20 protein-coding genes and 1 pseudogene are annotated in these 26,946 nt (G+C 65.5%); 9 read left to right on the top strand and 12 right to left on the bottom strand.

What is annotated here, in order from left to right:
• Positions 1–158 precede the first annotated feature (158 nt).
• Positions 159–2,645: pseudogene (locus C0541_RS00965) on the bottom strand (HrpF/NolX family T3SS translocon protein); the annotation flags it as partial.
• Positions 2,646–3,681: 1,036 nt separating this feature from the next.
• Here C0541_RS00965 and C0541_RS00955 point away from each other — a divergent pair.
• Positions 3,682–3,972 carry a hypothetical protein gene (locus tag C0541_RS00955; RefSeq protein ID WP_153064933.1) on the top strand — a complete coding sequence of 97 codons (291 nt, stop codon included), beginning with the start codon at positions 3,682–3,684 and terminating at the stop codon, positions 3,970–3,972.
• Between the two features lie 276 nt (positions 3,973–4,248).
• Here the strand turns inward: C0541_RS00955 and C0541_RS00950 are convergent, their stop codons facing one another.
• Positions 4,249–4,872, bottom strand: coding sequence for a TetR/AcrR family transcriptional regulator (locus C0541_RS00950; RefSeq protein ID WP_115045313.1), 624 nt, complete (start codon positions 4,870–4,872; stop codon positions 4,249–4,251).
• A 132-nt stretch (positions 4,873–5,004) separates the two neighbouring features.
• Here C0541_RS00950 and C0541_RS00945 point away from each other — a divergent pair, with 132 nt between their 5' ends.
• Positions 5,005–5,847 carry a universal stress protein gene (locus tag C0541_RS00945; protein WP_115045312.1) on the top strand — a complete coding sequence of 281 codons (843 nt, stop codon included), beginning with the start codon at positions 5,005–5,007 and terminating at the stop codon, positions 5,845–5,847.
• Positions 5,848–6,084: 237 nt separating this feature from the next.
• A complete protein-coding gene (locus C0541_RS00940; protein ID WP_115045638.1) occupies positions 6,085–7,395 on the top strand; it encodes an NAD(P)/FAD-dependent oxidoreductase in 1,311 nt (436 codons plus the stop codon).
• A gap of 297 nt (positions 7,396–7,692) precedes the next feature.
• Here C0541_RS00940 and C0541_RS00935 read toward each other — a convergent pair whose 3' ends face one another.
• Complete coding sequence (locus C0541_RS00935; protein ID WP_115045311.1) at positions 7,693–8,613, bottom strand: oxidoreductase; 921 nt, start codon at positions 8,611–8,613, stop codon at positions 7,693–7,695.
• Positions 8,614–8,663: 50 nt separating this feature from the next.
• Positions 8,664–9,233: a TetR/AcrR family transcriptional regulator gene (locus C0541_RS00930; protein WP_115045310.1), complete on the bottom strand. Its 570-nt coding sequence runs from the start codon at positions 9,231–9,233 to the stop codon at positions 8,664–8,666.
• Between the two features lie 457 nt (positions 9,234–9,690).
• Between C0541_RS00930 and C0541_RS00925 the strand changes: the two genes are divergently transcribed.
• Together C0541_RS00925 and C0541_RS00920 are read left to right on the top strand one after the other, a co-directional pair.
• Complete coding sequence (locus C0541_RS00925) at positions 9,691–11,937, top strand: methyl-accepting chemotaxis protein (protein ID WP_115045309.1); 2,247 nt, start codon at positions 9,691–9,693, stop codon at positions 11,935–11,937.
• Between the two features lie 512 nt (positions 11,938–12,449).
• The gene (locus tag C0541_RS00920) at positions 12,450–14,033 is read left to right on the top strand and encodes a thioredoxin family protein (protein WP_115045308.1); all 1,584 of its coding nucleotides are present in this window, start codon (positions 12,450–12,452) and stop codon (positions 14,031–14,033) included.
• 221 nt (positions 14,034–14,254) lie between these two features.
• Here C0541_RS00920 and C0541_RS00915 read toward each other — a convergent pair whose 3' ends face one another.
• The 7 genes from C0541_RS00915 to rpe form a co-directional block, all read right to left on the bottom strand.
• Positions 14,255–16,540, bottom strand: coding sequence for a glycoside hydrolase family 3 N-terminal domain-containing protein (locus C0541_RS00915; RefSeq protein ID WP_115045307.1), 2,286 nt, complete (start codon positions 16,538–16,540; stop codon positions 14,255–14,257).
• Positions 16,541–16,757: 217 nt separating this feature from the next.
• Positions 16,758–17,540, bottom strand: coding sequence for an SIMPL domain-containing protein (locus C0541_RS00910; RefSeq protein ID WP_115045306.1), 783 nt, complete (start codon positions 17,538–17,540; stop codon positions 16,758–16,760).
• 30 nt (positions 17,541–17,570) lie between these two features.
• Positions 17,571–18,635 (bottom strand): threonine aldolase family protein, encoded by a 1,065-nt coding sequence (locus C0541_RS00905; protein WP_115045305.1) that lies wholly within the window; start codon positions 18,633–18,635, stop codon positions 17,571–17,573.
• A complete protein-coding gene (trpE, locus tag C0541_RS00900; protein ID WP_115045304.1) occupies positions 18,635–20,110 on the bottom strand; it encodes an anthranilate synthase component I in 1,476 nt (491 codons plus the stop codon). Before trpE ends, C0541_RS00905 begins: the two co-directional genes overlap by 1 nt.
• Before the next feature lie 289 nt (positions 20,111–20,399).
• Positions 20,400–21,329: a lipid kinase YegS gene (yegS, locus tag C0541_RS00895; RefSeq protein ID WP_115045303.1), complete on the bottom strand. Its 930-nt coding sequence runs from the start codon at positions 21,327–21,329 to the stop codon at positions 20,400–20,402.
• A gap of 233 nt (positions 21,330–21,562) precedes the next feature.
• Positions 21,563–22,054 (bottom strand): GNAT family N-acetyltransferase, encoded by a 492-nt coding sequence (locus C0541_RS00890; protein WP_115045302.1) that lies wholly within the window; start codon positions 22,052–22,054, stop codon positions 21,563–21,565.
• Positions 22,051–22,722 carry a ribulose-phosphate 3-epimerase gene (gene rpe, locus C0541_RS00885; RefSeq protein ID WP_115045301.1) on the bottom strand — a complete coding sequence of 224 codons (672 nt, stop codon included), beginning with the start codon at positions 22,720–22,722 and terminating at the stop codon, positions 22,051–22,053. Before rpe ends, C0541_RS00890 begins: the two co-directional genes overlap by 4 nt.
• Positions 22,723–22,844: 122 nt before the next feature.
• On the opposite strand from rpe, the gene C0541_RS00880 reads away from it, so the two are divergent.
• Complete coding sequence (locus C0541_RS00880; protein ID WP_115045300.1) at positions 22,845–23,684, top strand: outer membrane protein; 840 nt, start codon at positions 22,845–22,847, stop codon at positions 23,682–23,684.
• Between the two features lie 126 nt (positions 23,685–23,810).
• On the opposite strand, the gene C0541_RS00875 is transcribed toward C0541_RS00880, so the two are convergent.
• A complete protein-coding gene (locus C0541_RS00875) occupies positions 23,811–24,140 on the bottom strand; it encodes a J domain-containing protein (RefSeq protein WP_104569187.1) in 330 nt (109 codons plus the stop codon).
• Positions 24,141–24,348: 208 nt separating this feature from the next.
• Here C0541_RS00875 and C0541_RS00870 point away from each other — a divergent pair, with 208 nt between their 5' ends.
• From C0541_RS00870 to C0541_RS00860, 3 genes are all read left to right on the top strand, one after another.
• Complete coding sequence (locus C0541_RS00870) at positions 24,349–25,275, top strand: phosphoribosylaminoimidazolesuccinocarboxamide synthase (protein ID WP_161959818.1); 927 nt, start codon at positions 24,349–24,351, stop codon at positions 25,273–25,275.
• Between the two features lie 118 nt (positions 25,276–25,393).
• Entirely contained in the window at positions 25,394–26,074 is a 681-nt protein-coding gene (locus C0541_RS20820; protein WP_193725842.1) for a hypothetical protein, read from the top strand.
• A 283-nt stretch (positions 26,075–26,357) separates the two neighbouring features.
• Entirely contained in the window at positions 26,358–26,864 is a 507-nt protein-coding gene (locus tag C0541_RS00860) for a hypothetical protein (protein WP_115045636.1), read from the top strand.
• The last annotated feature ends 82 nt before the right edge of the window (positions 26,865–26,946 follow it).

Below are 26,946 nucleotides of genomic sequence, written 5' to 3'. Positions count from 1 at the left end.
ACCACATGGTTTTTTGCCAAGGCGACGACTTTCTCTTTCCTCGTTTCACCTTTGGTTGCCCCCTCGGCTGCACCCTCCGTTGCTCCTTCGGTGGCGCCTTTCGTTGCACCCTCGTCAGCACCCTTGGTTGCTCCTTCGGTAGCGCCCTTCACTGCTCCTTCGGTCGTGGCCTTGCCCGCTCCCTCAGCAGCGCCCTTGGTCGCACTCTCGCTCGCTGCCTTGGCGGCACCCTCCGCGACTCCCTTGGCAGCCCCCTTGGCTGCGATCCTGGCGCCCGGCCCACCGGCTGCACCAACGACCGCTCCAGCCATGTTGATGCCGGCGAGTTTCCACGCAAGCGACATATCGCCGCCTTGCAGTGCCGTATCGAGCACCTGTGCGGCCTGCGCTTCGCCCTCCAGTGCCACCGCTGCCGCATCGGCAAACTCGCCGATGACGGGGATGCCGTTCAGTGCACTCAGTCCGACCGAGGCCCAGTCCAGGATCTTGCTGTCCCATTTCAGGAACTCATGCAACCCCTTGCCGAGCGTGCCGATATCCTTCTTTTTCGTCTTGATGTCCGGTTGATCGGCTTTGCCCATCAACATGTCCGCGAAGGCCTTCTGCTGTTCGGGTGACGTGGCCGCGTGCGTGGGCGATTTTTCCACGGTCTTGTTGGCCGCCGTCATATGCTCGTAGAACTGCTGAAAGTCCTTCTGGCTGATCTTGCCCGAGTCAACGACATGACCACCGCCAAGGAAGCTATGCGGCTTCTTGTAGCCGGTGATCGAGTTATTCAACAACCCGTACAATAGCGGGTCGCCCAATAGCTGCTTGGCGGCGTCGCGAACCGCAGGATCAGCTTTATCGTCCTTGACGATTGTGTCGAGCTTGTCGCGCGTCACCTCCTTGCCGTCGCCGAAGAACGCATCCTGATGGCCATTGATCGTGTCCAGCGTTTTCAGCTCGGATGCTGTCAGATGCATCTGCGAAGCAGATTTTTGCAGGAAGTCCGGGGTGCTCATCGAACCGGAGTCTCCTGCCAGCGCCTTCCACTGATCGGGGTGCTCTCGAAAATACTGTGCCGCGGCGATAACCTGCGGCGGGCACTTTTGAGCATTACTGTTGCCCTCGACCAGTTGCTTGAACGCTTCCTGGTTCAGATCCTTCGGCAGGTAGTCCGAGTAGCGATAAAACTCGCGCATTGCATCGCTTTCGGTCATGACTGTCGGTTGGGTCTTGTCCGGGCTGTCAGAAGCCACGTAGTTCTGCGTGTAGCCTTTGGCTTGCTTGTTGGCGTACTCCGCTACTTGCGCGTGACCGGCCGAGAACTTGCTGAGATCGTCAGCCTTGATCTTGCCGCCGCACTTGCCATCGCCTTGCGAGCCGATCGCAAAGAATAGCCGCGGATCGCTCTGCAACTTTGTCAATGCTTTCTTGAGATCCGGCTGCGTCGCAGGATCGTTGATCTTGGCATCGAGATCGGCCCACGCCACCGGCAACTTGTCCTTGTGGCGATCGAGCGTGGCGACGATCTCCAGCTCGTCCTGGGTGAGCGTCCCACCATCCCATGTGACCGAAGAGCCGTCGACCGGTGGCGGCAGGTCGCGTCCCTTCATCTTTTCGGGGTTGTAGGTCGCATTCTTGCCCCCCATGGCAGTGACCTGTGGATGACGATCGGAAAAATCGTACAGATTGGCCGCAATCAACGTGCCATTGCACTTGCCCTGATCGTCGTGATGGTGCTTGCCGTGCCCCTGGGATGCCATGGCGAAGAACAGACCGGGATCCTGTTGTAGGCCTTGCAGCGCCTTCTTCATGTCGGGTGGCGTGGCGGGATCGTTGATCTTTTCATCGAGCTTGGCGAACTCGATCGGCGTCATGTCACGGTGTTGATTGAGCGTCGAAACGATCTCCAGCTGAGATTGCGTGAGGGTACCGCCGTCCCATGTGACAGTTGAGCCTTCTGCCTGCGGCGGTGGCGTGTCTCCCTTGATATTCTTGGGATTGAATTCAGCGTTTTTTCCGCCCAGATCGGTCACCTGTTGATGGTGATCCGCAAAATCCCACAGATCTTGAGCTTTGATCTTGCCGCCGCATTTTCCGTCGCCCTGCGAGCCGATGGCGAAGAACAGACGTGGGTCCTTTTGCAGGCCCTGCAGTGCACTCTTCAAGTCCGCAGGCGTAGATGGGTCGTTGATCTTGTCGTCGAGCTTTGAAAACTCAAGGGGCATCTTGTCCTTGTGCTGGTTGAGCGTCGAGACAATCTGAAGCTCCGATGCCGTGAGCGTGCCGCCATCCCATGTAACCGAAGACCCATCAACCGCAGGCGGTAGCGTGGATCCCTTGACGTCCTTGGCGTCGAACCCTGTCGAAGGCGTGGGCCAAGACGTGCGTTTCTCGATCGGCTGACTGGCTTGGATATCATCAAATGAAGGGGCAGGCGTTGCGGACGGGTCAACAGTCGGATCATCGCTTGGAATATTGCCGTAGACAGCGGCTATCATGCGGTAGATCTGCTGCAGGAAAAGATTATCCATCCCCAACAAGACATCGGAATCGGTCATGCCAGAGCCGGATCCGGACGGCTCCGGAGAGGACGGTTCATCCGATGGAGGGAGAATCAGACCTGCGCTGCTCCCGGTCGAAAGCGTGTTGAGCGACATGTAGGCGACCTCGCATTGACAAAGCATTGGCAACGCCGCTGATCTGACAAAAGGCACATGCCATTACAGCGACATGTCTCATGCGGCGAGTACAAATGTTCGCCACTGGCCAGGCGGGATGCATGCTCAGATGAACTATTTTGGCGAAAAAAACGCAGGAACCTGCGTGTAGACGCCAGGCCATAGCCGGAGCCGAGCAGAGTTATGATGTATTTCTATACCGCGCTCATCGCCGTCACGAAGCCATACTTGGAAAACGACAGGCATCATGAACAGGTTCCAGCAACTCCAGACAGGTTGTCGGACACGTCAATGAGACCGCGCACTCCCCCAGAGGTTGAAGACGACGCAATGAGCACGGAGAAAAAATTACCACTATCAACAGTCGGTCTTGGAAACGCTTTGGCAAGGAATGAAACGCCGGCCGCGAGCCCGGGCTGGTAATCCATTTGATCGGATGGGCATCTGCCTTTTTCAAGCCCGCGTGCCTTGTGTCCTCAAGCTGCCCAAGAAGCCAGCCCAAGCTTGCATCATTGCGACGCGTTCCTGCAGGTACCCAGCCTGGTTGTAGCTTGCCCTGACCTTGTTTTGCTCAGCATGCGCAAGCTGGCGTTCGATGACATCTGGGCGAAATCCCATCTCATTCAAAAATGTTGAAGCAGACGGTGGTGCGGTAGCCGCCGTACTTCTCCAGCGCAGTGCCAAACTGCAAAATCCGCTCCCGTGACAGCGGCCTGTGGTGCTTGGCCTTGGGCCGGTGAATCGCTCCCCTCGATGCAGCTGCGGGATCGCTGTCAGCGCGGAGTGTAGCCACCGCACAGCGAAAGATCCCCGCCACCCGCCAGACGGCGGGCCGGGCCGACGCGCCGCTCGACCGACGCGGGCCCTCCCGCGACGACCCGGACCCTGCGGGCTCAAACGCGCGGCCTGCATCTGTAGGGAAATCCCTACAAACATGGGCACTTAAGCCGACAGAATCTTCATCTGCTCCCTTCGATACTGCCGCCTTGTCGCGCTCGCCACTGGGAGCGTGCATTTGCCGACGCTGCTGCATGCTCAGCAGCGTTCATTATTTTTGAGCAAGAGGGACTGTTTTTTGGATACCCCAACTGTCCGAGGCGTGGGCGAATATCTCCTCACCGCCCACGTCTGCCCACTGCATGGAAAGTTCGTGCCGGAGCTACTGGTCTCCAGGCCAGGCGGCATCACCTTGCGTCGCCACTGCCTACCCGGCGCGGCTTTTACCGACCGCGACACCGCCTATGACTACGCCAGGCAATCGATGGCCATGTGCCAGGTCTCGAGCGCAGGCTTGGTAACCCTGTAGGGCATCAGCGTGATCCGATCGTCCAAGCGACGACGACGGGGTGCGAGCGACGACCGGGCGCCTACCTGCAACGGTGGCAGCCGGGCGAGCGGGTATCGGCGGGTCGACACGCGATTCGGACAGACACCGCATGGCGTGATGCCTGCCCTTTTCAGGGAGCGATGCACGCCATCGAGTGCGCCCCGAACGTCGAGCCCATGCGGCATCCCGCTGGTCGGGCGAACAGGTGGCCATGGTGGCGCGCGGCGCCTGCCGCTGGCGCCACCCGCGCCGGAGTCAGGCACGATCGGGCTGCAGCAACGCCTGGATGAGTCGTTTCAGGAACAGGGCGGTTGCCTGCCTTTCCGGCTGCTGGCCGGTTGCGGCGCGCACCATCACGCCACTGAATGCTGCCGAAAGCATCATCATCGCCGTCGTCAGCCCGGCGCGCCCGAGTCGTGGCGGCAGCCCGCACCGTTCCGCGGCATCGACGAACTGCCTCAGCACGATGCCGTCCGAATGCGCCAGGATGCGGCGGACCGCCTCGTTGCGCGCGCCTTCTGCGGCAAGCTCGAGACGCAGTTGCACATGCGCCGGCTCCAGAAACTTGTCCAGCGACGCATCGACCAGACGGATGAGCCGCTCGGCCACCGAGCCGCCGAGCGGATCGAGTTCCATCTCGCGTGCCAGTTCTGCCATGTCGTGCTCTTCGCGCCTGGCGATGGCTTCGACGATGGCATCCTTGTTCGCGAAGTAGTGATAAATGTGGCCGGCGCTCATGCCCGCCTCGCCGCAGATCCGCGCAATGCTCGTTGCGTGGAAGCCATGTCGACGAAAACAGGTAGCTGCGGCATCGAGCACCTGCTGGCGACGCATCTCTCCCTTGTGAACATCCAGGGGATCAGAGGCAACAGACGTCATTGGGGACTCTCGGGGTTCGATCGGCGATGCAACCGACGCGATTGTAGTACGATGCGAAAAACTAGAATGATCATTCTAGATGCGCGGATCGGGGCTTCAGCCCCGCCGAGCATCCGACGGATAGGACCGGGCATGCCCACCCTGAAAAACATCGCGGTGCTGTTCGATGCAAGCCCTCCGGGGCTGCATATCCTGGAAACTGCTGCGCGATTGGCGGGCGGGCTGGGCAGCCACCTGATCGGAGTCACCGCAATGGACCAGGGTCCGGAACCCCCGCATCAGGGTTCTGCCGCTGGAGGTGCAGTCGCTGAAGCACTCGCCCTCCACCAATCCATCATGGCGTCACGCCTGCTTGCGTCCGGCCAGCGCCTCAACGGCGCGGTGCAGCGGCACGCCAGCAGTGCAGAGCTTCGGATCATTTCCTTCGCCGGGTCGAGCAGCGAATCCGCCCTGCACGCCCTCAGCTGCGACCTGTTGGTGCTGTCCAGTCCCAAGCTCTCGGGCACCCCGCGGGCATGGGAGGCACACACCAGCCTGCTGCGGACCGGACGCCCCATCCTCATCGTCCCCCGGGCCTGGGCGGACAAGCCCATCGCTCGGAAAATTGTTGTCGCATGGAACGGCAGCGAGCACGCAAGACGCGCAATCGTCGATGCGCTGCCCCTCCTCACCGCTGCGGAGGTGGTCAAGCTGCTCGTGATTGCCCCGGAGAACCAGGCCGACCTCCCCGGCGATCCAAGCGGGGTGGAAATGGCCAGCTTCCTGGCAGGGCATCGGGTCGCTGCCGATGTAGCCGTCATGTCATCCAATGGCGCGTCCACCGATGACAGGCTCCAGGCATACGCCGCTTCGGTAGACGCCGGCATGCTGGTGATCGGCACTTGCCGCCATGCCCGGGACGCTGCCTCCCTTGCCGAGGACGTCACATCGACGTTGCTCGCTGATGCGGCCCTGCCCTTGTTCGTGTCGCAGTAGCACCGGCGTGCGCGAGAGGAAGCAATCACACCAGCAGGCGCTGGCCGCGTCGCTCTCCTGCTATCCGGCCGAGCGCTCCGGCACTCCCCCTCTTCAGGCCTGCCTGCCGTCGTCACCCCGCCCTGCGGCGGTACTCAACACAGAAAGGAACGCGCATTGACTCACGATCGCCATGCAGACCCGGCCGCCAGGCCGATGACTTCAACGTTGAACACCGCAGCGCAAGACGGCCTGGACATGTCCAAGTCCGTCCAGGGCAGGCAGCATCTGGTGGTTGTCGGCGGCGGCGTGGCCGGGCTGGAGGTGGCGACGCGGCTGGCCCGGAAATGGCAACGAAAGCGCAATGCACCGCGCATCACGCTGGTGGATCACGACAGTGCCCACGTCTGGAAGCCCATGCTGCACACGATTGCCGCTGGCACCCGCGACATATCCCAGCAGCAAACCCCGTATGTGGCACAGGCGCATAGCGCCGGGTTCGTCTACCAGCCAGGTGCGTTGTGCGGCTTGGACCGGGCAAAGCGCACGATCTCCATCGCGCCGCTGCTGGCCGCCGACGGCCGGGAGCTGCTTCCGGCCCGTACGCTTGGTTACGATCGACTGGTGCTGGCGGTGGGAAGCCGTGCAAACGACTTCGGAACGCCCGGGGTTGCCGAGCATTGCTTCATGATCGACTCGCGTCCTCAGGCCGTGCACTTCAATGCCGAGGTCCGCGTCCGCCTCTTTCAGGCACTCGCAGCCAGGCACGATGTCGCCATCGCCATCGTCGGAGGTGGAGCGACCGGCGTGGAACTCGCCGCGGAACTGATTCAGCTCGTGCAAACCTCGGTGGCGTACGGGGCGAACGAGCTCGACACTCGCGTCAACGTGTTGCTGATTCAAAGCGGTGACAGGCTGCTGCCTGCGCTACCGACGGAAGTGGCAGATGCCGTTCGACAACGGCTGCAGTCCCTGGGTGTCACCGTCAAGCTGCACTCCACCGTGAAGTCGGTCGATGCGGCAGGCCTGACGCTGGACGATGGAAGCCACATCCCTGCCTCGACGGTGGTCTGGGCTGCCGGCGTGATGGCGCCGGCGTTCCTGAAGCACCTCGATGGCCTGGAGACGACACGGTCCAATCAGTTGGCCGTCAACGCCAGCCTGCAGACCACGCGTGACCCGGCCATTTTTGCGCTGGGCGATTGTTCCAGCCTGCTCATGGACGGGGCCGAACGCCCGTTGCCGCCCACTGCACAGGTCGCTCACCAGCAAGCCGACCACTTCGTCCGACACATCGACGCCATCATGCAGCAGGACGCTGCGCTGCCGGCCTTTCGGTATCGGGACATGGGATCGCTGGTGTCGCTGGGCGATTACGATGCCTACGGCTCGTTGGGCAAGACCGGCCTGTTCAAGGGAGTCACGCTGCGTGGTCGTATCGCCCAGCTGGGTCACGTACTGCTCTACCGGGAGCATCAATCGCGGCTGCATGGGTTCTGGAAAGGAAGCCTGATGTGGTTCGTGGACGTGCTCAACTCCCGTCTGCACCCGCGTATCCGTCTCGACTGAGTCGGCGATTCGGGCATCGACTGTCGCTTGAGGGTGCCTGCCGGCACGCGGGGTGTACCCCCGCGCCGCTGACCTGATCGACGCTGCTTGCCGGATTCACCGTTGGCCACGAACCCCCATCGCAGTTCAGTCGCGAGTATCGACGCCGGTTCGGCGCTTCGCCCGGACCCGACGTCCAGCGGCGGCACGCCGCGCCGACCAACGCGGCGACGGCCTGAGACCTCGGCAGCCGACAACCTGGGCACCGCCTGAGCGCCGGGGGATGCGACAAGCCATATCGGCCAGGCTGCGGCGAGATCAGACCGCAGGCAGGCCGGGGTCGATTCCGGTCATGGCGACGGAGATGTCCCATAGCCGCCTGGCAAGCGCCGGGTCTGCAGCCTGCGGGGCGCGTCTGGCCTCTCCGGCGATCCCCCTGATCCCGCGGAAGCCGGTGGGGCCGTAATAGCCCCCGGACTGCACGGGCCCGGTCGCTGCCAGCAGCGCGGGCCATGCACCCGTCGCAGCAGTGTTGAGCAACAGGCCGACGAGTGGACCTACCACCTGGATGGGCCCCATGTGCCGGCCCAGGCTGGTGCTGGCCACACCTGGGTGGGCACCAACCGCCATGATGGGCGAGCGGGCCGCGCGTAACCGCCGATCGAGCTCGAAGAAGAACAAGGCATTCGCCAGTTTGCTCGCTGCATAGCGATCGCCCCTGGAGTAGCTGCGCTCGGCGTTGAGATCATCCCAATCGATGCTTGCCTTCAAATGCGCGATGCTGGAGGTGACCACGACGCGCGATGCGGGTCCCTGGGCCAGCGTGGGCAGCAGCAACGAGGTCAGCGCGAACACGCCCAGATGATTGACGCCGAACTGCGATTCGAATCCCTGCCTGGTGCGCGTCAGCGGCGGATTCATGATGCCGGCATTGTTGATGAGCACATCGATGCGCGGCTCCTTCGACGCCTGTGCCGCCGCTGCACGGATGCTCTCCAGATCGCCCAGATCCAGTGGCAACCACCCAAGGTCGGCGCCAGGCGTCAGTTGCCTGATGCGCGCAATCGCTGCATCCGCCCTGCCCTTCTCGCGGCAGCCCAGCAGCACCCGCGCGCCCCGCGCGGCGAGCACCCGGGACAGCTCAAAGCCCACGCCGGCATTGGCGCCGGTGACGATGAAACACTTGCCGGCTTGATCCGGCACATCCGTTTCGGTAAAGCCTCTTCGATCCAGCAACATGGCCGCTCCATTGTGAGTGAGTACTTACGCATTTAAAAAAGGAAAAAAAATCAGGCCGCCGATCCTTGCCAGAAAAGGTCGAATCCGGCCTGTTCAATCGCCTCGCGCTCGGCGGGTTTTGCCGCGATGGCGTTCATGGTGATATCGGCCAGCTCGAACAACACGGTGTCGATGTAGAAGGCAAGCCTGCCGGGTGCCGACCGATCTGCCAGGCACCGCTCCACGACCGCGCGCGCATCGAAAAAGATCGCGTGGCAGCGCATGCGACTTTCGTCCGTCACACGCTCGGAAACCTTCAACTGCCGGAGCGCATTGCGCGCCGGGGCATGGTTCAGCCCCCAATCGATCAGCCGACTCCAGACCAGCAAGAGCCTGTCACGCGCTGAAGCGTCGGCCGGATACGGTCCTGCCACCGATTCGGCAAGTTCGCCTTGCAATGCCAGAAACAGCGCGTTGAGAAGGTCGTCCTTCGAGGAAAAGTAGGTAAACAGGGTTCCTTCGGACACCCCCGCGGCCTTGGCAATCTTCGAGGTCGGCGCCCCGGTGCCCGCCTGCGCGATGAGCGCACAGGCGGCCTGCAGGAGCGCAGCGCGCTTCTCTTCGCTCAGCGGACGCGCCATTGCCCTGCCACCTTTAAGTGAGTGAGTGATTGATCAATCATCGACAAGGATGACTTCCTTGTCAAGAGCAGGACCGCGTGTGGCAGGACGTCATTCACCCTCTCCGGGGAGAGCGATGATCGCGCTATCTGCCCACTGCCAACGACCTGTGGCGGCCGTTTATGCGCCGTTGCCGCGGCGGTTGTCACTCGAGACCTGGCCGGGTCGGCCTCAAGACCGCCTTGCACAGGTCGTCGGAGCCAATCACCGGCCAACGCCGGCCAGGCATCGCGCCCGGTGGCGAAGTCGCGACCCTCGACACCGCAGTCAAGATCCCGCGACCGGAGCCGCTATGCAGTAGACACGAAGCAACCTCTACCAAGCTGAACCAACCGACTGCCCGGGTGAAGCTTCCGGCTGACCAGGTTTCCACGCCATCGGCTTCTCCTACCCACTCAGCCGCATCACCAGGCCCGTCATGCTAACCACGATCAAGAGCAAATTCTTACTGGCATTGTTGGGGACGCTGATCCCGAGCATCCTGCTCTGCCTGTTTCTACTCAACAGCCTGCACACCTCCAAGAACAATGTCGGCACGCTCTACAACCGTGACTTCATCGGCTCTTCGCTTGCCAGCAGCATCGACGGCCAGCTGACGCGCGTCGACATCAACATCCTGCGCATGATTGCCATCGGCACGCCGGAGTTGATCACGCAGTGGAAACAGGAGAACGAGAAGCGATTCACGCAGGTAGCAGCCAGCATCGTGGAACTCGAACAGATGCTGCACAACGAACAGCAGCACGCGGCCCAGTTGCAGAAAATCAAGACGAGCTACGCGGCCATGCAAGCCGGCATGCAGCGCCAGATCGAATTGATCGAGGCGGGAGATATCGCGGGCGGTGCGGAAGTCAACCGCACCCAGGTCAAGGACAACGCGAATGCCACCTTCGCCGGCCTCGCCACCTTGCGCGATGAACTGGGCAGCTCCGCCAAGCTGCGTTACCAGCAGCAGCAAGCCACCAACACGCGCGCCATGACGCTGTCGGCGATCGCCCTGGGTCTGATTGCGCTGGCCGGCGTCAGCCTCGCACTGATCCTGGGCAACGCCATCTCCGCCTCGATTCAGCGGGCTGTGGCCGCTGTCGAGCAACTGTCGCGCGGCGTGCTGGATATCGACGTCAAGGTCAGCGGCAAGGACGAAACCGTGCAACTTGCCAGTGCGGTCTATCGCATTCGCGATCGCCTGCAGGGAGTCATCGCTGCGCAGTTGGAAATGGCGCGTCGACACGATGCGGGCGAGATGAGCTATCGCATGGACGAAGGCGCATTCCCCGGTGAGTACGGCCACATGGTCCGCGATGCCAATGCGCTGGTCAGTTCGCACATCGCCGTGACGATGCGCCTGACCCAGATCATCGGGCGCTATGCCATCGGCGATCTCTCCGACGAGATGGAACGCCTGCCGGGCGAGAAAGCCGTACTCACCCAGACCATGGACGAGGTCAAGGCCAATCTGACCGCGATGAATGACCAGATCAAGCAGCTCGCGCTGTCCGCCGCCAACGGCGATTTCACCGCGCGCGGCGACGCCGATCGTTTCCAGTACGATTTCCACGTGATGGTCGACAGCCTGAATCAGCTGATGGCCACCGCCGATGGCAATCTGCAGTCGCTGTCGTCGTTGCTGCAATCCATCGCCGCCGGCGATCTGACCACGCGCATGAGCGGTGAATTCAAGGGCGTGTTCGCGCAGATGCGCGACGACGCCAACGGCACTGCCGTGCAGCTGGCGGAGATCGTCGGGCGCATCCAGCGCTCGGCAGTGTCGATCAACGCGGCCGCCAGCGAGATCGCCGCCGGCAACAACGACCTGTCGCAGCGCACCGAGCAGCAGGCGGCCAATCTGGAGGAGACCGCCGCCTCGATGGAGGAACTCACCTCCACCGTCCGCCAGAATGCCGAACACGCACGCCAGGCCAATCAGCTGGCCATCGGCGCGGCCAGCGTGGCATCGCAGGGCGGCGAGCTCGTCGACAAGGTGGTCGGCACCATGACCGGCATCGAGGCTTCGTCCAGGAAGATCGCCGACATCATCTCCGTCATCGACGGTATCTCGTTCCAGACCAATATCCTGGCGCTGAATGCCGCCGTGGAAGCGGCGCGCGCCGGCGAACAAGGCCGCGGCTTCGCGGTGGTGGCCTCGGAAGTGCGTACCCTGGCCCAGCGCTCCACCGCAGCAGCGAAGGAGATCAAGGGGCTGATCGACGACTCGGTGCAGCGCGTTGCCGAAGGCTCTGCCCTGGTGCAGACCGCAGGCACCACGATGGCGGAAATCGTCTCCAGCGTGCAGCGCGTCACCGACATCATGGGCGAGATCTCCGCCGCCTCGCAGGAACAGTCCACCGGCATCGAGCAGGTCAACCTCACCGTGACCCAGATGGACGAAACCACCCAGCAGAACGCGGCCCTGGTGGAAGAAGCCACCGCGGCGGCACGTTCGATGGAAGAGCAGGCCGGGCAACTCACGCAGGCGGTGGCGGTGTTCAAGATAGAAGCGGCCACGGTCCGCACCGCGCACGCCCCGGCGCGGGCAACAGCAGCCCAGAACCTCGCCCAGGTCAAAAACCCGGCGCCTGGCAAGACGCCGACACGCCGAGCGGTTGCGCCACCAAAGCCGACCGCTCCCACCGCCATGGACGCAGCCAACTGGCAGGAGTTCTAGGCCTCAACCGGCCGGAGGGCCCGGTGATCCGGGCTCCCTGGCGAATGGGGTTGCTGGACTGAAGCAAGAAGCGCTGTCATCGAGCCGGCGATGCCATGCGCATCGCTGATCCGTTGACCGTCGATGACTGGAGGGTGACACCCCGATCGCGGTGATCGGGAGACGAACAAAACGCCTGCAGCACCAGGCCTATCGATGACTCGCAGGGCCCTGCACGCAGGCGCTGCCGAGCGCTGCGATGTGCACCGGCAACAGCCGGCGAAGGAGCGCGCAATGCGGGGCGGTCGCTTCCAATTTCAATTTCCGTTGATCGGACCGTCGCGCACGACGGGCGCCATGCCCCGTGCGTCATCGAGACCTTGACGCGCTGCGCTGGCGCCAACGCCACTTCGCATCCAGTGACGCAGCCAGGTTGCCGGCAGAGCTAAATAGGACGTGACGTCATCCAGCGCAGGCGCAATGCCGCGCGCCCAGTCATTCGATCCTCCCCTGCTCTCATCTGGTGATTTCTCATGCTGCTGCCATTCCAGCGCCCCTGGCCCTTACCGATCGCGCTGCTGGCAGTGCTGGCAAGCCTGACCGGCTGCGGCAAGCCGGACACGCCAGCCCCGCCGGCGCAGACCCGGACCGGCGCCGCCTCTGCCGCCAGCGCCGGCATCGCCTGGCGCGAGGGTGACGTCGAGGCTGCCTTCGCCGAGGCCAAGAAGAGCGGCAAGCCGCTGATGCTTTATTGGGGCGCCGCCTGGTGCCCGCCGTGCAACCGGCTGCAGGCCACCTTGTTCAAGGATCCTGCCTTCATTGCATTGACGCGCAACTTCGTGGTGGTGCATCTGAACGCGGACCTTGCAGATGCCCAGAAGTGGGGCGATCACTACAGCGTCAAGGCGTATCCGACCATCATCGTGCTGCGCCCGGATCGCAGCCAGATCACGCGCCTGGCCGGCTATGGCGACAATGCCCGCCTGGCCGACGCGCTGCGCGTAGCTGCCACGCGGACCACCACCTCGGAGCAGCTGCTCGAGCGGGCGTTGCAGACGCCGAAGGAACTGAGCGCCGACGACTGGACCTTGCTGGCCGGCTACGAGTGGTGGGGCATGGCGCGCGAGCCGGCGAACACGCGCAGTGCGAGCGAGGTGCTCGAGCATCTGGCCGCTTCCGCGCCGCAGCCCGCCTTGCAGCGCAGGTTCGCGCTGCTGGCGCTGTCCATGGCAACCACGCCGCCGGTGACCAGCCCGGCACATCTGGCGTTGTTGAAGTCGGTGCTGGCCGACCCCGCGGAAGTGCGCGCGAATCGAAGTGAGCTGAGCCGCTTTGCACCGCGCCTGGTGGTGGCGTCCACCAACGATCCTGGCGAGCGCGCTGCGCTCTCGCTGGCGCTGAATCAGGCGCTGGACACGGTCTACGCCGACGCCAGCCTTCCGATCGCGGACAGGATGATCACGGCCTCGACGCGAATCGATCTCGCTCGCCTGGCACAAGGTCAGACATCCGACAGCGCGCCAAAGACGCCACAGCCACCGCTGCCGGCAGCGGTGCTCGACACCGTTCGCCAGCGCGTGCAATGGGCGGTGCAGGCAGCAAAGACCGACGAAGAACGCGAGTCCGTCATTGCTGGAGCCGCGGAGCTGCTGGACGCAACAGGCGACAACGCCGGTGCAGAACAACTGCTGCTGGGCGAACTGACGCGTAGCAAGACGCCTTATCACTACATGCAGTTCCTGGCCTATCTCGCCGAAGAACGCAACGATCCGAAGACGGCGGTGACGTGGCTGAAAAAGTCCTACGAAGGCTCCCAGGGCCCTGCAACGCGCGTGGAGTCGGCGCTGCGGTATGCCGATGGCGTGCTGCGGCTTACCCCGCAGGACGCCGCTGCCGTCGAATCTGCCAGCGCGCAGGTGATCGCCGAAGTGGCAGGCCAGCCGGATCGCTACGGTCGGCGTAACCGTCAAGGCATCCAGGCGCTTGGCAGCTCGCTCAAGACCTGGAGCAAGCAGCATCGTCAGCAAGGCGGCGCGGTGCTGGCGCGGCTGCAGCAGAAGATGCAGGCCAGCTGCGACAGCAAGGCCGCCAGCAACTGCAGCAGCTGGCTGGGCTGAGCGGGTACGCACCGGCAGGCCTCTGCAAGGCAGCGATGGCGCTGCCTCAGGTGCCTGCCGCCGCCCTCACCGCCCGGCGCCCGATTCCAGCGCCGTCATTCGGTAGGGATCCTCCCGCGCCGCCGTGGAACGCGGCCCGGCGACATATGCTCCGGTAGATATCCCCGGCCGCGATCCTCACCCACCTCTGCCTGGGTGCACAGGCGCCACCGAACGCTGGTTCAATCCACCAGCTCGAAGCTCGCCGTCACCCCTGCAGCTTCGGCCGATGGCGCCACCCACACATCGAACATCCCCGGCTCCACTGTCGGTTTCAACGCCTGGCCGATGAACAACAGGTCCGCACGCCGCAGCACGAACTCCACCGGCGCGCTGCCGCCTGCAGGCACCGTGAGCTTGCGGAAATCCTTCAGCTCGCGCACCGGCCGGGTGACGCTGGCGCTGCGGTCGCGGATATACAGCTGCACCACTTCGTCCGCATCGCGCGTGCCGTGGTTGTAGATGCGTGCGCTGATGCGCAGGCTGCCGTCGGCTGGCAGGCGCGCATCGCTCAAGCGCAGCTCGGCATAGTCGATGCGCCCATAGGTAAGTCCGTGACCAAATGGAAACAGCGCCGCGTTGGGTGCCGTCCGGTAATGCGTGGTGTACGGCTCCAGGTCGTCCGGCTGCGGAGTGGGGCGGCCGGTGGGTGGGTGGGCATAGGTGTACGGCACCTGCCCGAGCGCATGCGGAAAACTCACCGGCAAACGGCCGGACGGTGCCTGTGCACCGAACAGGATGTCGGCCAGTGCAACGCTGGCCGCCGAGCCCAGAAACCACGTCACCAGGATTGCCGCGCAGCCAAGCACCGGCCCCTCCAGCGCCAGCGCGCGACCGGTGCTCAGCAGCACTACGACAGGCGTGCCGGTGGCGGCCACTGCCGCCAGCAACTGTCGCTGCGGCTCGGGGATGCAGATTTCACTGCGCGATTGCGCTTCGCCCGAGTAGCGCAACGGTTCGCCGATCGCCAGCAGCGCGACATCGGCACGGCTGGCGGCCGCCACCGCGTCCTGCACCCCATCCGGCAGTGCTTGCTCGAAGCCGCAACCGTCCACCACCTGCAGCGCCTGCGGATCCTGCAGCGCGTTCGCCAGTGCGGCGGCCAGCGTATTGCGCCTGTCTTCCTCGTCGAACAGGCTCCATGGCCCGGCGTGATTGATCCAGTCGCGCGCCATCGGCCCGATCAGGGCAATGCGCTGCCCGCTGCGGCGCAATGGCAACAGCTCGCCATCGTTCTTCAGCAACACCACCGATTTGCAGGCCGCTTCGCGGGCCAGTGCCAGGGTATCGGTGGTGCGCTGCGCTGACTGCGCACGCGCGGGCCGGATGCGCCGGAACGGGTCGTCGAACAGCCCCAGCGCCGCCTTGAATGCCAGTACGCGCCTTACCGCAGCATCCAGCCGCGCCATCGGCACGTCGCCTGCGGCCACCAGGGCCGGCAGGTGCTGCAGATACAGGCCGCTTTCCATGCTGATATCCACCCCGGCCAGGAACGCCAGCCTTGCCGCGTCACGGTCGTCGCGCGCAACGCCGTGCGCGACCAGTTCCTGGTCGGCCTTGAAGTCGGACACGACCAGGCCGGGATAGCCCCATTCCTGGCGCAACGTCGTCTCCAGCAGCCACGCATTGGCCGTGGCGGGAATGCCCGACAGTTCGTTGAAGGCGGCCATGGTCGTGACCGCGCCGGCGGCAAACGCCGCCTGGAACGGCGGGAAATACACCTCGCGCAGGGTCCGTTCGGACACGTCCACGCGGTTGTAATCCAGCCCGCCCTCGGCCGCGCCATAGGCGGCGAAGTGCTTGGGGCAGGCAGCCAACGCCTCGGGATGGGCCAGCCCCGCATCGCCCTGGAAGCCGTGCACCCTTGCCTGCGCAAACAGCCGCGCCAGCAGCACGTCCTCCCCGGCGCCTTCCACGCCACGGCCCCAGCGTGCATCGCGGGCAATATCCACCATCGGCGCGAAGGTCCAGTCCAGACCGACCGCACTGGCCTCCCTCGCCGCGGCACGCGCAGTGCGCTGCGCCAGCGTTGGCTCGAAGCTGGCTGCTTCGGCCAACGGCACCGGGAACACGGTGGTGTAGCCGTGGATCACATCGGCTGCGAACAGCAGCGGAATGCGCAAGCGACTCTGCAGCGCGGCCTGCTGCAATTGCTGATGCCAGCGCACGTTGGAGCCGTTGAACACGCCGGTCAGCCGCCCGGCGCGGGCGGCAGCCAGTTGCGCGTTCCCATCGGCAGTGCGCGTCAGTGGATTGGCGACGATCGCCTTGCCATCCTGCTGCGCCGAACTGAACAGGCTGAGCTGGCCCGCTTTCTCTTCCACGCTCATGCGTGCGATCAACGCATCGATGAAGCCGGGCGGCCGCGCCGGACCGGTCGGCAATGCCCAGCCAGCGGGAAGGCGCGCGAGCAGGGCGAGTGTGCCCGCGCCACGCAGCAGCTGGCGTCGAGTGATGCATAGGGACATAAGGATGGGGCTTGGCGGTGTCGGCCAACGCTACAGGAGGGGCCAGCCCGGGCGCAGATCCCACGTTCGCATTTGCGGCGCGTCCTTCGGGGAACCGGGCATCGTCAAATCCATCGCGTTGCACGGACAGGGATGGTCGGCCTGCACGGCAACGCATGGACTGGTGCCAAGGTTCACCAACAACCTCGCCCCGACATCAATCTGCTGCAGCCCTGCCTCACTGCGCGATCAGGAACACCGCATAGATGTCTTCGGTGTAGGTAATGGTGCCGGTCAGCAGGCTTTCGCCGAGGCCCTGGGCTCCGGCGCTTGGCGCGGGCGGCGGCGGCGGGGCCGGCGGCGAAGGCGGAGACACCACCGAGCCTGGCTTCGGCGCTGCGGGGGCCGACCAGGTGCCTGCCTGGACACCATAGGCAAAATTGGGGGCGACATCGGAGATGCTGTAGATCCCGCCAAGCCGCACGCCGTAAGCAGCGGCCAGTCCCTGGGCCGATTCGCGCGACTGCGCGGCGGCTTCGCGCTTGAGGTCCGCACGCAAGGCAGCGGCATCGGCGTAGGCGGTCTGCATCGACAGCACCTGGACATGCTCGTTGGCCTCCAGGCCGCCGAGAAAGGCACGCACATCCTTCAAGGACGTAAAGGTGCCGCGGATCTTGCGCTCCACGCGGGTTCCTTCGAAGACGGATTTGCCCGCCTCGTAGCGCGATTGCGGCGCAATCGACAGCGCGGAGGCATACAGCGAGTCCTTGAGCACGCGGTTGCGCTGCAACCCATCCAGGACCACACGGGCGCGCTCTTCGACGAACGTGCGTGCCAGATCGGGCTGCAGATTGGTGTTGCTGACCTTCAGATCGACGATGAACCGGTCCGGGTCCACGGTCCGGTAGGCCTGCCCCTTCACCAGCAAGTGCGGCTGCGAGGGCAGCGTATTGATCTGCGCTGTGCCCACGGCAGGTAGCATGAGGGCGGTGGCGAGCATCCAGCCGGCGAATCTGTTCATTGTCGTCTTCCTTGATGGCGAGTGATGACTCTACAGCGCGGGGTCCTGCAGAAGCACGGCCACGTCCGCGCACAGCCGATCGACCGCCGCCGGCGTGGTGGCCCATGACGTCACGAAGCGAATGACCAGGCGGCCATCGCTGCGGGTTTCCCAGCGTTCGAAATCGTAGCGCCGGGCGAGCTGTTCGGCCTGCGCTGCGCTGACGACGATGAACTGCTGGTTGGTCGGCGAGTCGCTGGTGAACTGCGCGCCAGCGGCCAGCAAGCCGGCGCGCAAACGCTGCGCCATGGCGTTGGCATGCGCGGCCAGTTCGAGGAACAGGCCATCTTCGAACAAGGTGGCGAACTGCGACCCCAGCAGCATGCCCTTGGCCAGCAGCGCGCCGCGTTGCTTGATCAGATAGCGGAAGTCCGCCTGCAAGGCGGGAGTGACGATGACCAGCGCTTCGCCGAGCAAGGCGCCGTTCTTGGTGCCGCCGATGTAGAACGCATCGGTCAGCGCGGCAATCGTCGGCAGGTCCAGGTCGTTGCCAGCGGCAGTCAGCGCGGCGCCCAGGCGTGCGCCATCCAGGTACAGCAGCAGGTCGTGTGCGCGGCAGAAACGCGACAGCGCCTGGAGTTCGGCCCGCGTGTAGATGGTGCCGCTCTCGGTGCTGTTGGAGATGTAGACCAGGCGTGGTTGCACCATGTGCTCGTTGCCGTGCGCGTCCAGCAACGGCTGGATCAGCGCCGGCGTCAGCTTGTCGTGCAACGCGGGCACGGTCAGCACCTTGTGGCCGGTGGCTTCGATGGCGCCGGTTTCGTGCGTGGCGATGTGCCCGGCCTCCACCGCGATCACCGCCTGGTGCGGGCGCAGGAACGCCGCGATCGCGGTCAGGTTGGTCTGGGTGCCGCCGACCAGCAGGTGCACGTCGGCCTGCGCCTGCGCGACTGCATTGCGAATCAACGCAGCCGCACGCGCGGTATGGCGATCGGTGCCATAGCCGGCATTCTGCTCGGTGCTGGCCTGTGCCAGGGCCTGCAGCAGGCGCGGATGCGCGCCCTCGCTGTAGTCGTTGCGGAAGCTGATGCGCACGGCGTTGCCCTGCCCGTCCATCACAGCCCCTTGGCCGCCTGCGCAACCGCGCGGAACAGCGCGCGGCCCTTGTTCATGGTCTCCTGCCATTCCAGGTCCGGGTCGGAGTCGTAGACCACGCCGCCGCCGGCCTGCACGTACAGATACCCATCCTGGATCACCGCCGTGCGGATCGCGATGGCGGTGTCGGCATCGCCGTGCCAGCCGATGTAACCGACTGCACCGGAATAGACGTTGCGCTTGACCGGCTCCAGCTCGCGGATGATCTCCAGCGCGCGGATCTTCGGCGCGCCGCTGACGGTGCCGGCCGGGAAGGTGGCGCGCAGCACGTCGCTGTAATTCAGGCCGGCCTTGAGCGTGCCGGTGACCTCGCTGACGATGTGCATCACGTGGCTATAGCGCTCGATCACGAACTGCTCGCCCACCTTGACCGTGCCTGGTTCGGCCACGCGGCCGACATCGTTACGACCCAGGTCGATCAGCATCACGTGCTCGGCACGCTCTTTCGGATCGGCCAGCAATTCTTCTTCCAGCGCCTTGTCCAGCTCCGGGGTTGCCCCGCGCGGACGGGTGCCGGCGATCGGACGCACGGTGACCACGCCATCGCGCAGGCGCGCCAGGATTTCCGGCGAGGAGCCGACCACCTGCGTACCGCCGACATCGAGGAAATACATGTACGGCGATGGATTGAGCGCGCGCAGGGCGCGATACACATCCACCGGACGCGCGCGGAACGGCACGCGCAGCCGTTGCGACGGCACCACCTGGAAGATGTCGCCGGCGCGCACGTATTCCTGCGCCTTGCGCACCACCGCGTGGTATTGCTCGCGGCTAAACGAGGAGCGGAAATCCGACTCGTCGATGGCATCGGAAATCTGCGCCTGCGGATAGCCGGCGCCGCCCTGACGCAGGCGGTGCGCCAGTTCGTCCAGGCGCCGGTTGGCGCGCACGTAGGCCTGCGGCTGGCGCGGATCGGCGTGCACGATCAGGTACAGCCGATCCTTGAGGTTGTCGAACACCGCCAGCTCTTCGGACAGCATCAGCAGGATGTCCGGCGTGCCCAGCTCATCGGGCTTGTCGCCGCTGCCCAGGCGCGGCTCGATGTACTGGATGCACTCGAAACCGAACCAGCCGACCAGGCCACCGGTGAAACCGGGCAGGCCGTCGAGCTGCGGCACCGAGTGCTCGGCGCGCAAGGCGTCGACTTCGGCCAGCGGGTCGGCGACCTCGCGGGTTTCCAGCACTTCGCCGTGCTCGCTGATTTCCAGCGTGTGCCCGCGGAAGCTGTACACGCGCCGCGCCGGCAGGCCGATGATGGAATAGCGCCCGAAGCGTTCGCCACCTTCGACCGACTCGAACAGGTAGGTGTAGGCGCCGTCGGCGAGCTTCAGATAGACCGACAGCGGCGTGTCCAGGTCGGACAGCACTTGCCGGACAACAGGGATACGGGTGTGACCTTCAGCGGCCTGGCGCTGGAACTGCTCTGCAGTGATCAAGACGACTTTCCTTCCGGGACTCTGTGGCGGGGCGGACGACGGCAACGGGCCACCATCGCCACCAGCGGCGAGCGGAAGAGAAGGAGCGTGAAGTCGTCAGGCGGGACACGCCGCTACTGTAGCGCAACTGCCGCGCAAGGGCAGCAGGCGCGAGGCCAAAGCCGCGCAAACCGCAAAGCCGGGCCAGTCCGCACTGGTGTCGTACACGCCGACCTCCAGCACCCGCAACACCACGCGCATCGCGCTTCCGATTCCCCAATCCCGATTCCCGATTCCCCATTCCCAGCGCTCAAACGCTCCGCAACGGGCACTCCACCGGCAAATGCATCCGCAACCGCGCCGGCACGCATTCGATGCGGAAATGCAGCGAGGTCTCCGGTTCGCCATCCAGGTTCAAGGTCAGCGGCTGATGCGAGACGATCTCCAGCCACGGCAGCCGCGCGCGCACGGCCACACGCTCCAGCGCGGCCTGCTTGCCGCCGGTGACCAGGGTACCGAGGGTGGCGGCCACCTCGCCGTTGAGCGCGGGCACGATGGTGACGTCGAGCAGGCCGTCGTCGATCAGGGCCTCCGGACACAGCGCCTGGCCGCCGCCGGCCTGGCGTCCGTTGCCCAGGCCAAGTGCAATGAACTCGCCTTCCCAACGGAAGTCCGGACCGCTGAAGCGGGCGCTGATCGGGTCGATCCGGCCCAGCCGCGACATGCCGGTGATCAGATACGCCAGGCCACCGAGCATCTTCTTCAGGCCTTCGTCGGTTTCAACGGTGACCTGGGTGCCGAACCCGCCACTGGCGACGTTGGCGCACCAGTGCGGGCCGTGCTCGGCGTCGATGCGCAGCAGGTCGATCGGCTCGGCGGGGCGCTCGGCGATCAGCGTCAACGCAGCGAGCGGCTCGATCGGCAGGTTGGCGGCGGTGGCGAAGTCGTTGGCGGTCCCCAGCGGCACCAGGCCCAGCGACGGCAGCGTGGCGGCGTCGGCCGTGTGATGCGCCAGCGCGGCCGCCACTTCGCTCAAGGTGCCATCGCCCCCGGCCGCGACCACGGTGTGGGCGCCGTCGGCAACCGCTTCGCCGACATAGCGCTCGGCATCGCCATCTTCCCAGGTGACCCGCACCTCGAGCTGGATGCCGCGCGTGCGCAGCGTTTCCACCGCCTCACGCAGGTCCGGGTTGTCGGTGGACTTGCCGTTGAGGATCAGACGCCAGTGGGACGCGGCCATGCACGCTGCCAATGCTGTGAGGGTGGTGGCCGCAGGCTAGCAGCGGCCCGCTGCGTGCCTCGTGAATACGCAGCGTCGCCGGGCTGTCATCGGCCTGTCACCGACGACCCGGAGAGTGGAAGGCCATAGCAGGGACGACGGGCGGAGGCAGGATCAGCCTCCAATTTTCCTGAAGGCCGCTCCCCTGGGGGCGGCCTTCTCTTTGCGTGCCACGGCGGCGCGGCAGGCCGCGCTCAGGCGCCAGCGGCGAAGGCGGCCAGGCGCTCGCCGTCGAGCCGGTAGACCGTCCAGCCGTCCATCGGGCGCGCACCGGCCGCCTGGTAGAAGTCGATGGCCGGCTGGTTCCAGTCCAGTACCGACCATTCGAAACGCCCGCAGCCACGCTGCACCGCCAACCGGGCCAGATGCCGCAGCAAGGCCAGGCCGGCGCCCTGCCCGCGCGCCTGCGGACGCACGAACAGGTCTTCCAGATACAGGCCGTTGCGGCCGAGCCAGGTCGAGTAGTTGAAGAAATACACCGCAAATCCCAGCGCCTGGCCATCCTGCTCGCAGATCAGTGCATGCGCAGTGGCGCCGGCGCCGAACAGGCTGGCGCGCAGGTCCTCCGGGCTGGCCTTGACCGCATCGGGCTCGCGCTCGTACACCGCCAATGCGGTGATCAGTTCGTGCAGCAGCGCCACATCGTCGGGCGTGGCAGCGCGGATCTGCAGCGTGGGCGCGCTCATCGCACCGCGTCCACCGCCGCGCGCATCTGCGCGATCACCTGCGCATAGTCGGGCGCGTTGAAGATCGCCGAGCCGGCGACAAAGGTGTCGGCACCGGCCGCAGCGATCGCGCCGATGTTGTCGGCCTTGACCCCGCCGTCGATCTCCAGCCGGATGGGCTTGCCGAGCGCGTCGATCTTCTTGCGGATGGCGCGCAACTTGTCCAGCGCCGAGGGAATGAAGGCCTGGCCGCCGAAGCCGGGGTTGACCGACATCACCAGCACCAGATCCAGCTCGGGCAGTACCCAGTCCAGGATGTCCACCGGGGTGGCCGGGTTGAGCACCAGGCCGGCCTGGCAGCCGTGCGACTTGATCAGCTGGATCGTGCGGTGCACATGGCGGCTGGCTTCGGGATGGAAGCTGATGGTGGTGGCGCCGGCCTCGGCGAAGTCCGGCACGATGCGGTCCACCGGCTCGACCATCAGGTGCACGTCGATCGGCGCGACGATGCCGTGCTTGCGCAGCGCCTGGCACACCATCGGGCCGATGGTGAGGTTGGGCACGTAATGGTTGTCCATCACGTCGAAGTGCACCCAGTCGGCGCCGGCCTTCAGGACATTGTCCACTTCCTCGCCCAGGCGGGCGAAATCGGCGGACAGGATGGACGGGGCAATCGCCGTCGGTTGCATGGGCAGCTCGTCAAGGAACGGAAAACACATTGTCGCAGGCGCGCAAAGCCAGTGCATCCGCGGCGGTCCCGCCTGCGTATGCACCTGACCGGCGCACTGCGCCCTTTCGCCAAGGACACCTTATGAAGACCACCCCGCTCGCCTCCGCTGCGCTTGTTTTGATGGCCCTGGCCCCGTCCGCCTGGGCACAGACCGGCCCGGCCGACTGGTCAGGTTTCTCGATCGGCGCCAATGTCGGCGGTGCCGACGTCAGTGGCGTTTCCGGCGGCCGCTTCGGCTTCGACACCAACCTGGACGGCCGCGATGGCGACCAGGTCAGCACCCCGACCGGTGCCGATGCCTTCTCGCCCGGGTTCTGCGGCGGCGCGGCGGCCGGACGCACTCCGGCCAGCGGCTGCAGCAAGGACAAGGGCGGCGCCGAATACGGTGCGCGGCTGGGCTACGACTGGCAGGCCGGCAACTGGGTCTACGGCGTGGTCGCCGAATACACCCGCAACGACCTGCGCGACAGCGTCAGCGCCTTCAGCACCACCCCGGCGTTCTACACCTTCACCCGCCAGCTCAACCGCACCGCTGCCCTGCGCGGCCGTATCGGCTATGCCTTCGGCGCGCAGGGCGACTACCTGGCCTATTTCACCGCCGGCGTGGCACGCGGCGAGTTCGACCACAGCTTCTCCAGCAGCAACACCGCCAACAGCTTCACCAGCAGCGGCGGCGACAGCGCCGATGGCTATCAGGCCGGTATTGGCCTGCAGCGCCGCTTGAGCGACAACGTCTCGGTGGGTGTGGAATACCTGTTCACCCGCCTGGAGGATGAAGACACCCGCGTGCGCGTGGGGCCGGGTACCGCACCGGCCACCAACCCGTTCCTGCGCGTCAATCCGGCCGGTACCGATCTGCGCCGCACCGACACGGACTTCTCGTCGAATGCGGTGCGCCTGACGGCGACCTATCGCTTCTGAGTTCCGGCGTCTGAGTGAGCGCGCCCGACCCGCAATGGGTCGGGCGTTTTTGATTGCTGCGCCGATGCCGCTCCTGGCACCGGGCGCTGTCCCGCCTGGCACCGATACCAGAGCGCGGCGGCTGGATCAGCGTTTGCGCAGGCGCTGGATCCGGTCGTAGGCCGCATTGATCTGGCTGGCCTTCTTCTCCGCCTGGCGGCGTGCTTCCGGCTCGGCGTTGGCCACCTTGTCCGGGTGGTAGCGCGACATCAGCCGGCGATAGGCCAGGTCGATCTCAGCCGTGGTGGCGTCCGGCTCCAGTCCCAGCGCTTCGTACGGGTTGTCGGCGCGGCGCTTGAACCAGCCGGCGTCCACCGCATGCCCGATCGCCAGGCCGATCATCAGCCCGACCACCGGCGCGCCGCGGAACAGCAGGGCGCCGGCCAGTGCGCCGAGCAGTTTTCCATACCAGGACATGGGCGATCGGGGGGCGGGAAGGCGGGCTGGCGATCTTACCCGAACGCCCGCCCGGCTTGGCTGACGCGGCCTGCACGCCGGCCTGCAGGCGGGCTCCAATAAATCCAGCGGCGCGCAGCGAAGCGCCGTACACTACGCGGCCCGCTGCCCACCCGCGGGCCCGCCGGGTCCCGGGGACAGCGTCATTGCGACGTCCTTAGGAGTGCCTGTGTCGACCACGCTGTTGCAATCCGATCTGCCCGGCCTGCCGTTGCGTCACCGTGGCAAGGTCCGCGATGTCTTCGACATTCCCCGCGAGCGCCTGCCCGCCGATGCGCCCCCGGGCGACTATCTGTTGATGGTGGCGACCGACCGCCTGTCCGCGTTCGACGTGGTGCTGCCCGACCCGATCCCCGGCAAGGGCGAGATGCTGTGCCAGGTGTCCAACTTCTGGTTCCACAAGACCGAACACCTGATGCCCAACCACCTGGTCGACATCACCGTCGAGCAGGTGCTGCCCGACGGCGTGGACCCGGCGCTGTATGCCAGGCGCGCGGTGGTCACGCGCAAGCTCAAGCCGGTGCCGGTGGAAGCGATCGCACGCGGCTACCTGATCGGCAGCGGCTGGAAGGATTACCAGCGCACCGGCAAGATCAGCGGCATCGAACTGCCCGACGGCCTGCGCCAGGCCGAGAAACTGCCCGAGCCGATCTTTACCCCGTCGACCAAGGCCGCAGTCGGCGACCATGACGAAAACATCGACTTCGACGCGATGGTCATGACCGTCGGCGCCGAGCTTGCCGAACGCGTCCGCGATGCCACCTTGCGCATCTATCGCTTCGCCGCCGACTTCGCCGCCGAACGCGGCATCCTGCTGGCCGATACCAAGTTCGAATTCGGTACCGATGCCGATGGCCGCCTGTACATCATGGACGAGATGCTGACCCCGGACTCGTCGCGTTACTGGCCGGCCGACCAGTACGAACTGGGCACCAGCCCGCCCAGCTACGACAAGCAGTTCGTGCGCGACTATCTGGAAACCCTGGACTGGGGCAAGACCGCCCCCGGCCCCAGCCTGCCGGCAGACGTGATCGAACGCACGCGCGCAAAATATGCCGAGGCATTGCAGCGGTTGGCGGGTATTTCGGTTGATTGATCTTCAAGGCCCCGCACTCGGGGCTTTGACGCTGCGCCAAAGCAGCACTGGCGGCCGGCGCTCGTTATCGAGCGCCGAAGCACGCACCCGACACCATCCATTGTCCAAGGAAGTCGCAATGGCTCTCTCCTGTTCTTCCTCGCGCAGATTGCCGATGTTGCGCAACGCCCTCCTGCCCGTGCTGCTTGCAGCAAGCGCGTGCAGCGCCGGCGAATCGGCAGCGCCTGCCGCACCGCCAATCACATCCACGGCATCGGCGTCTGCAGCAGCACATGCCACCGCTGCTGCTGGCGCTTCGGACAATGCCCGGCTCGCGACGTTACTGCAGGCCAGCGGCGTGCAGTGCGCCGATGCGGACATGGCAAAAGGCTGCACGGCCGGAAATGTCGATGCCGGCGATTTCTATGACGTCGCGCTCTCGCCTGCATGTGGCAACGCGGGCTTCTTTGCCGGCGTGGCGCAGGCAAACGGGGTGGATGCACTTGATGCGGTGCCGACCACTGGCAGTGGCGCGGTTGCCAGAGCCAGGCTGGCGCAGGGCCAGCTCGTGTGCATCCAAGCGATCGGTCGCGCCGGACAGAACCCGCTGTATTACTACGTCATCGCAATCCCTGCAGACAGTGTCGCCCAATGCAGGAACAACCTGGCATGCGGGACCTATGGCGACCGGCCGATCCAACGCTCCACGCCCGCCACTGGCGATCGCTGCCATCCCGCCGCGCCCGGCACGTACGTCGGTGACTGCGCGCAGGGATGGGTGGGCGCGGATGCACTCGAGGTGTTTTCAAACGGGATATAGTCGCCCGCGGTAAACCGGGTAGCTCTCCGGGCAAACCCCGATCGACTTGATATCGCCCTCACCCGGGCGCGATGCAGACGGCCTGACTTGTGTCGACGGCAACACGGCAGAGGACGTCCCCGAGCGCCGGGCACGCAGACTGGTTGGCCTCCCGGGGGTCCGCCCTGCTGCACGCCGGCCGGTTGCCTGGCCATCGACTCCGCACGCCTTCACACATTTGCACGCAGTGCGCAGATAACATCCCGCCGCGCTCCAGTTGCCCCGTTATGATCAGGAGGATCCCTTGGCCCTTTTCCGAACGTCCCTGCACGCGCTCGTCCTGAGCCTGGCGCTGGTTGCCTGCAAGCCGCAAGCAGCACCGGCCGGCGCTGCAACGCCTGCTGCAACCGCCACACCTGCAGCTTCGACACCTGCCTCCGTTCCGGCAACAGCTGCTCAGGCGGCGACCTGCCCTACCACTGACTTCTCTGCGTTTCTGAAAAGCTTCAGTGCAGACATCGCGGTGCAGGAAAAGGCCACGGCCGATCCGCTCACGATGATTCAACTCGACCCGGATGCACAGCCCGAGCCGGCGCCGGTCACCCGTACGGTTGCGCTGGCCGACGTCGAATGGCCTGTCATCCCGAACCTTGAGGCAGCCCGCAATGGCGGCCGCGAAGTCACGATTTCCGAAGAAGCCGATGGCCGCCAGGTGCTGGTCCGCACGCCGGACACCGGCGATCAACAGGTCTACCACTTCGCGCAGCGCCCATGCTGGACGCTGGTCAAGGTAGACGACCAATCCCTGTAATCTGCGCGCCAGCGGCAGCGCCGTCCATGGCGTACCTGCCAACGTTCCAGGAGATAACCTTGCGTCCTTTCCGATTGATCGG

It is taken from the genome of Xanthomonas arboricola (genome assembly GCF_003353015.1).
GTDB classification, from domain to species: Bacteria; Pseudomonadota; Gammaproteobacteria; order Xanthomonadales; family Xanthomonadaceae; genus Xanthomonas; species Xanthomonas arboricola_E.
Note: the sequence above shows the minus strand (reverse complement) of the source record. Positions and strands in the feature narration are given on the sequence as shown.

What these genes read in the sequence shown, in the direction of transcription:
- C0541_RS00910 (WP_115045306.1), bottom strand. Translation starts at nt 17,540, where the DNA reads ATGAACAGATTCGCCGGCTGGATGCTCGCCACCGCCCTCATGCTACCT.
- C0541_RS00940 (WP_115045638.1), top strand. Translation starts at nt 6,085, where the DNA reads ATGTCCAAGTCCGTCCAGGGCAGGCAGCATCTGGTGGTTGTCGGCGGC.
- C0541_RS00935 (WP_115045311.1), bottom strand. Translation starts at nt 8,613, where the DNA reads ATGTTGCTGGATCGAAGAGGCTTTACCGAAACGGATGTGCCGGATCAA.
- C0541_RS00925 (WP_115045309.1), top strand. Translation starts at nt 9,691, where the DNA reads ATGCTAACCACGATCAAGAGCAAATTCTTACTGGCATTGTTGGGGACG.
- C0541_RS00930 (WP_115045310.1), bottom strand. Translation starts at nt 9,233, where the DNA reads ATGGCGCGTCCGCTGAGCGAAGAGAAGCGCGCTGCGCTCCTGCAGGCC.
- C0541_RS00890 (WP_115045302.1), bottom strand. Translation starts at nt 22,054, where the DNA reads ATGAGCGCGCCCACGCTGCAGATCCGCGCTGCCACGCCCGACGATGTG.
- yegS (WP_115045303.1), bottom strand. Translation starts at nt 21,329, where the DNA reads ATGGCCGCGTCCCACTGGCGTCTGATCCTCAACGGCAAGTCCACCGAC.
- C0541_RS00945 (WP_115045312.1), top strand. Translation starts at nt 5,005, where the DNA reads ATGCCCACCCTGAAAAACATCGCGGTGCTGTTCGATGCAAGCCCTCCG.
- C0541_RS00950 (WP_115045313.1), bottom strand. Translation starts at nt 4,872, where the DNA reads ATGACGTCTGTTGCCTCTGATCCCCTGGATGTTCACAAGGGAGAGATG.
- C0541_RS00920 (WP_115045308.1), top strand. Translation starts at nt 12,450, where the DNA reads ATGCTGCTGCCATTCCAGCGCCCCTGGCCCTTACCGATCGCGCTGCTG.
- C0541_RS20820 (WP_193725842.1), top strand. Translation starts at nt 25,394, where the DNA reads ATGGCTCTCTCCTGTTCTTCCTCGCGCAGATTGCCGATGTTGCGCAAC.
- C0541_RS00880 (WP_115045300.1), top strand. Translation starts at nt 22,845, where the DNA reads ATGAAGACCACCCCGCTCGCCTCCGCTGCGCTTGTTTTGATGGCCCTG.
- C0541_RS00875 (WP_104569187.1), bottom strand. Translation starts at nt 24,140, where the DNA reads ATGTCCTGGTATGGAAAACTGCTCGGCGCACTGGCCGGCGCCCTGCTG.
- C0541_RS00905 (WP_115045305.1), bottom strand. Translation starts at nt 18,635, where the DNA reads ATGGACGGGCAGGGCAACGCCGTGCGCATCAGCTTCCGCAACGACTAC.
- rpe (WP_115045301.1), bottom strand. Translation starts at nt 22,722, where the DNA reads ATGCAACCGACGGCGATTGCCCCGTCCATCCTGTCCGCCGATTTCGCC.
- C0541_RS00915 (WP_115045307.1), bottom strand. Translation starts at nt 16,540, where the DNA reads ATGTCCCTATGCATCACTCGACGCCAGCTGCTGCGTGGCGCGGGCACA.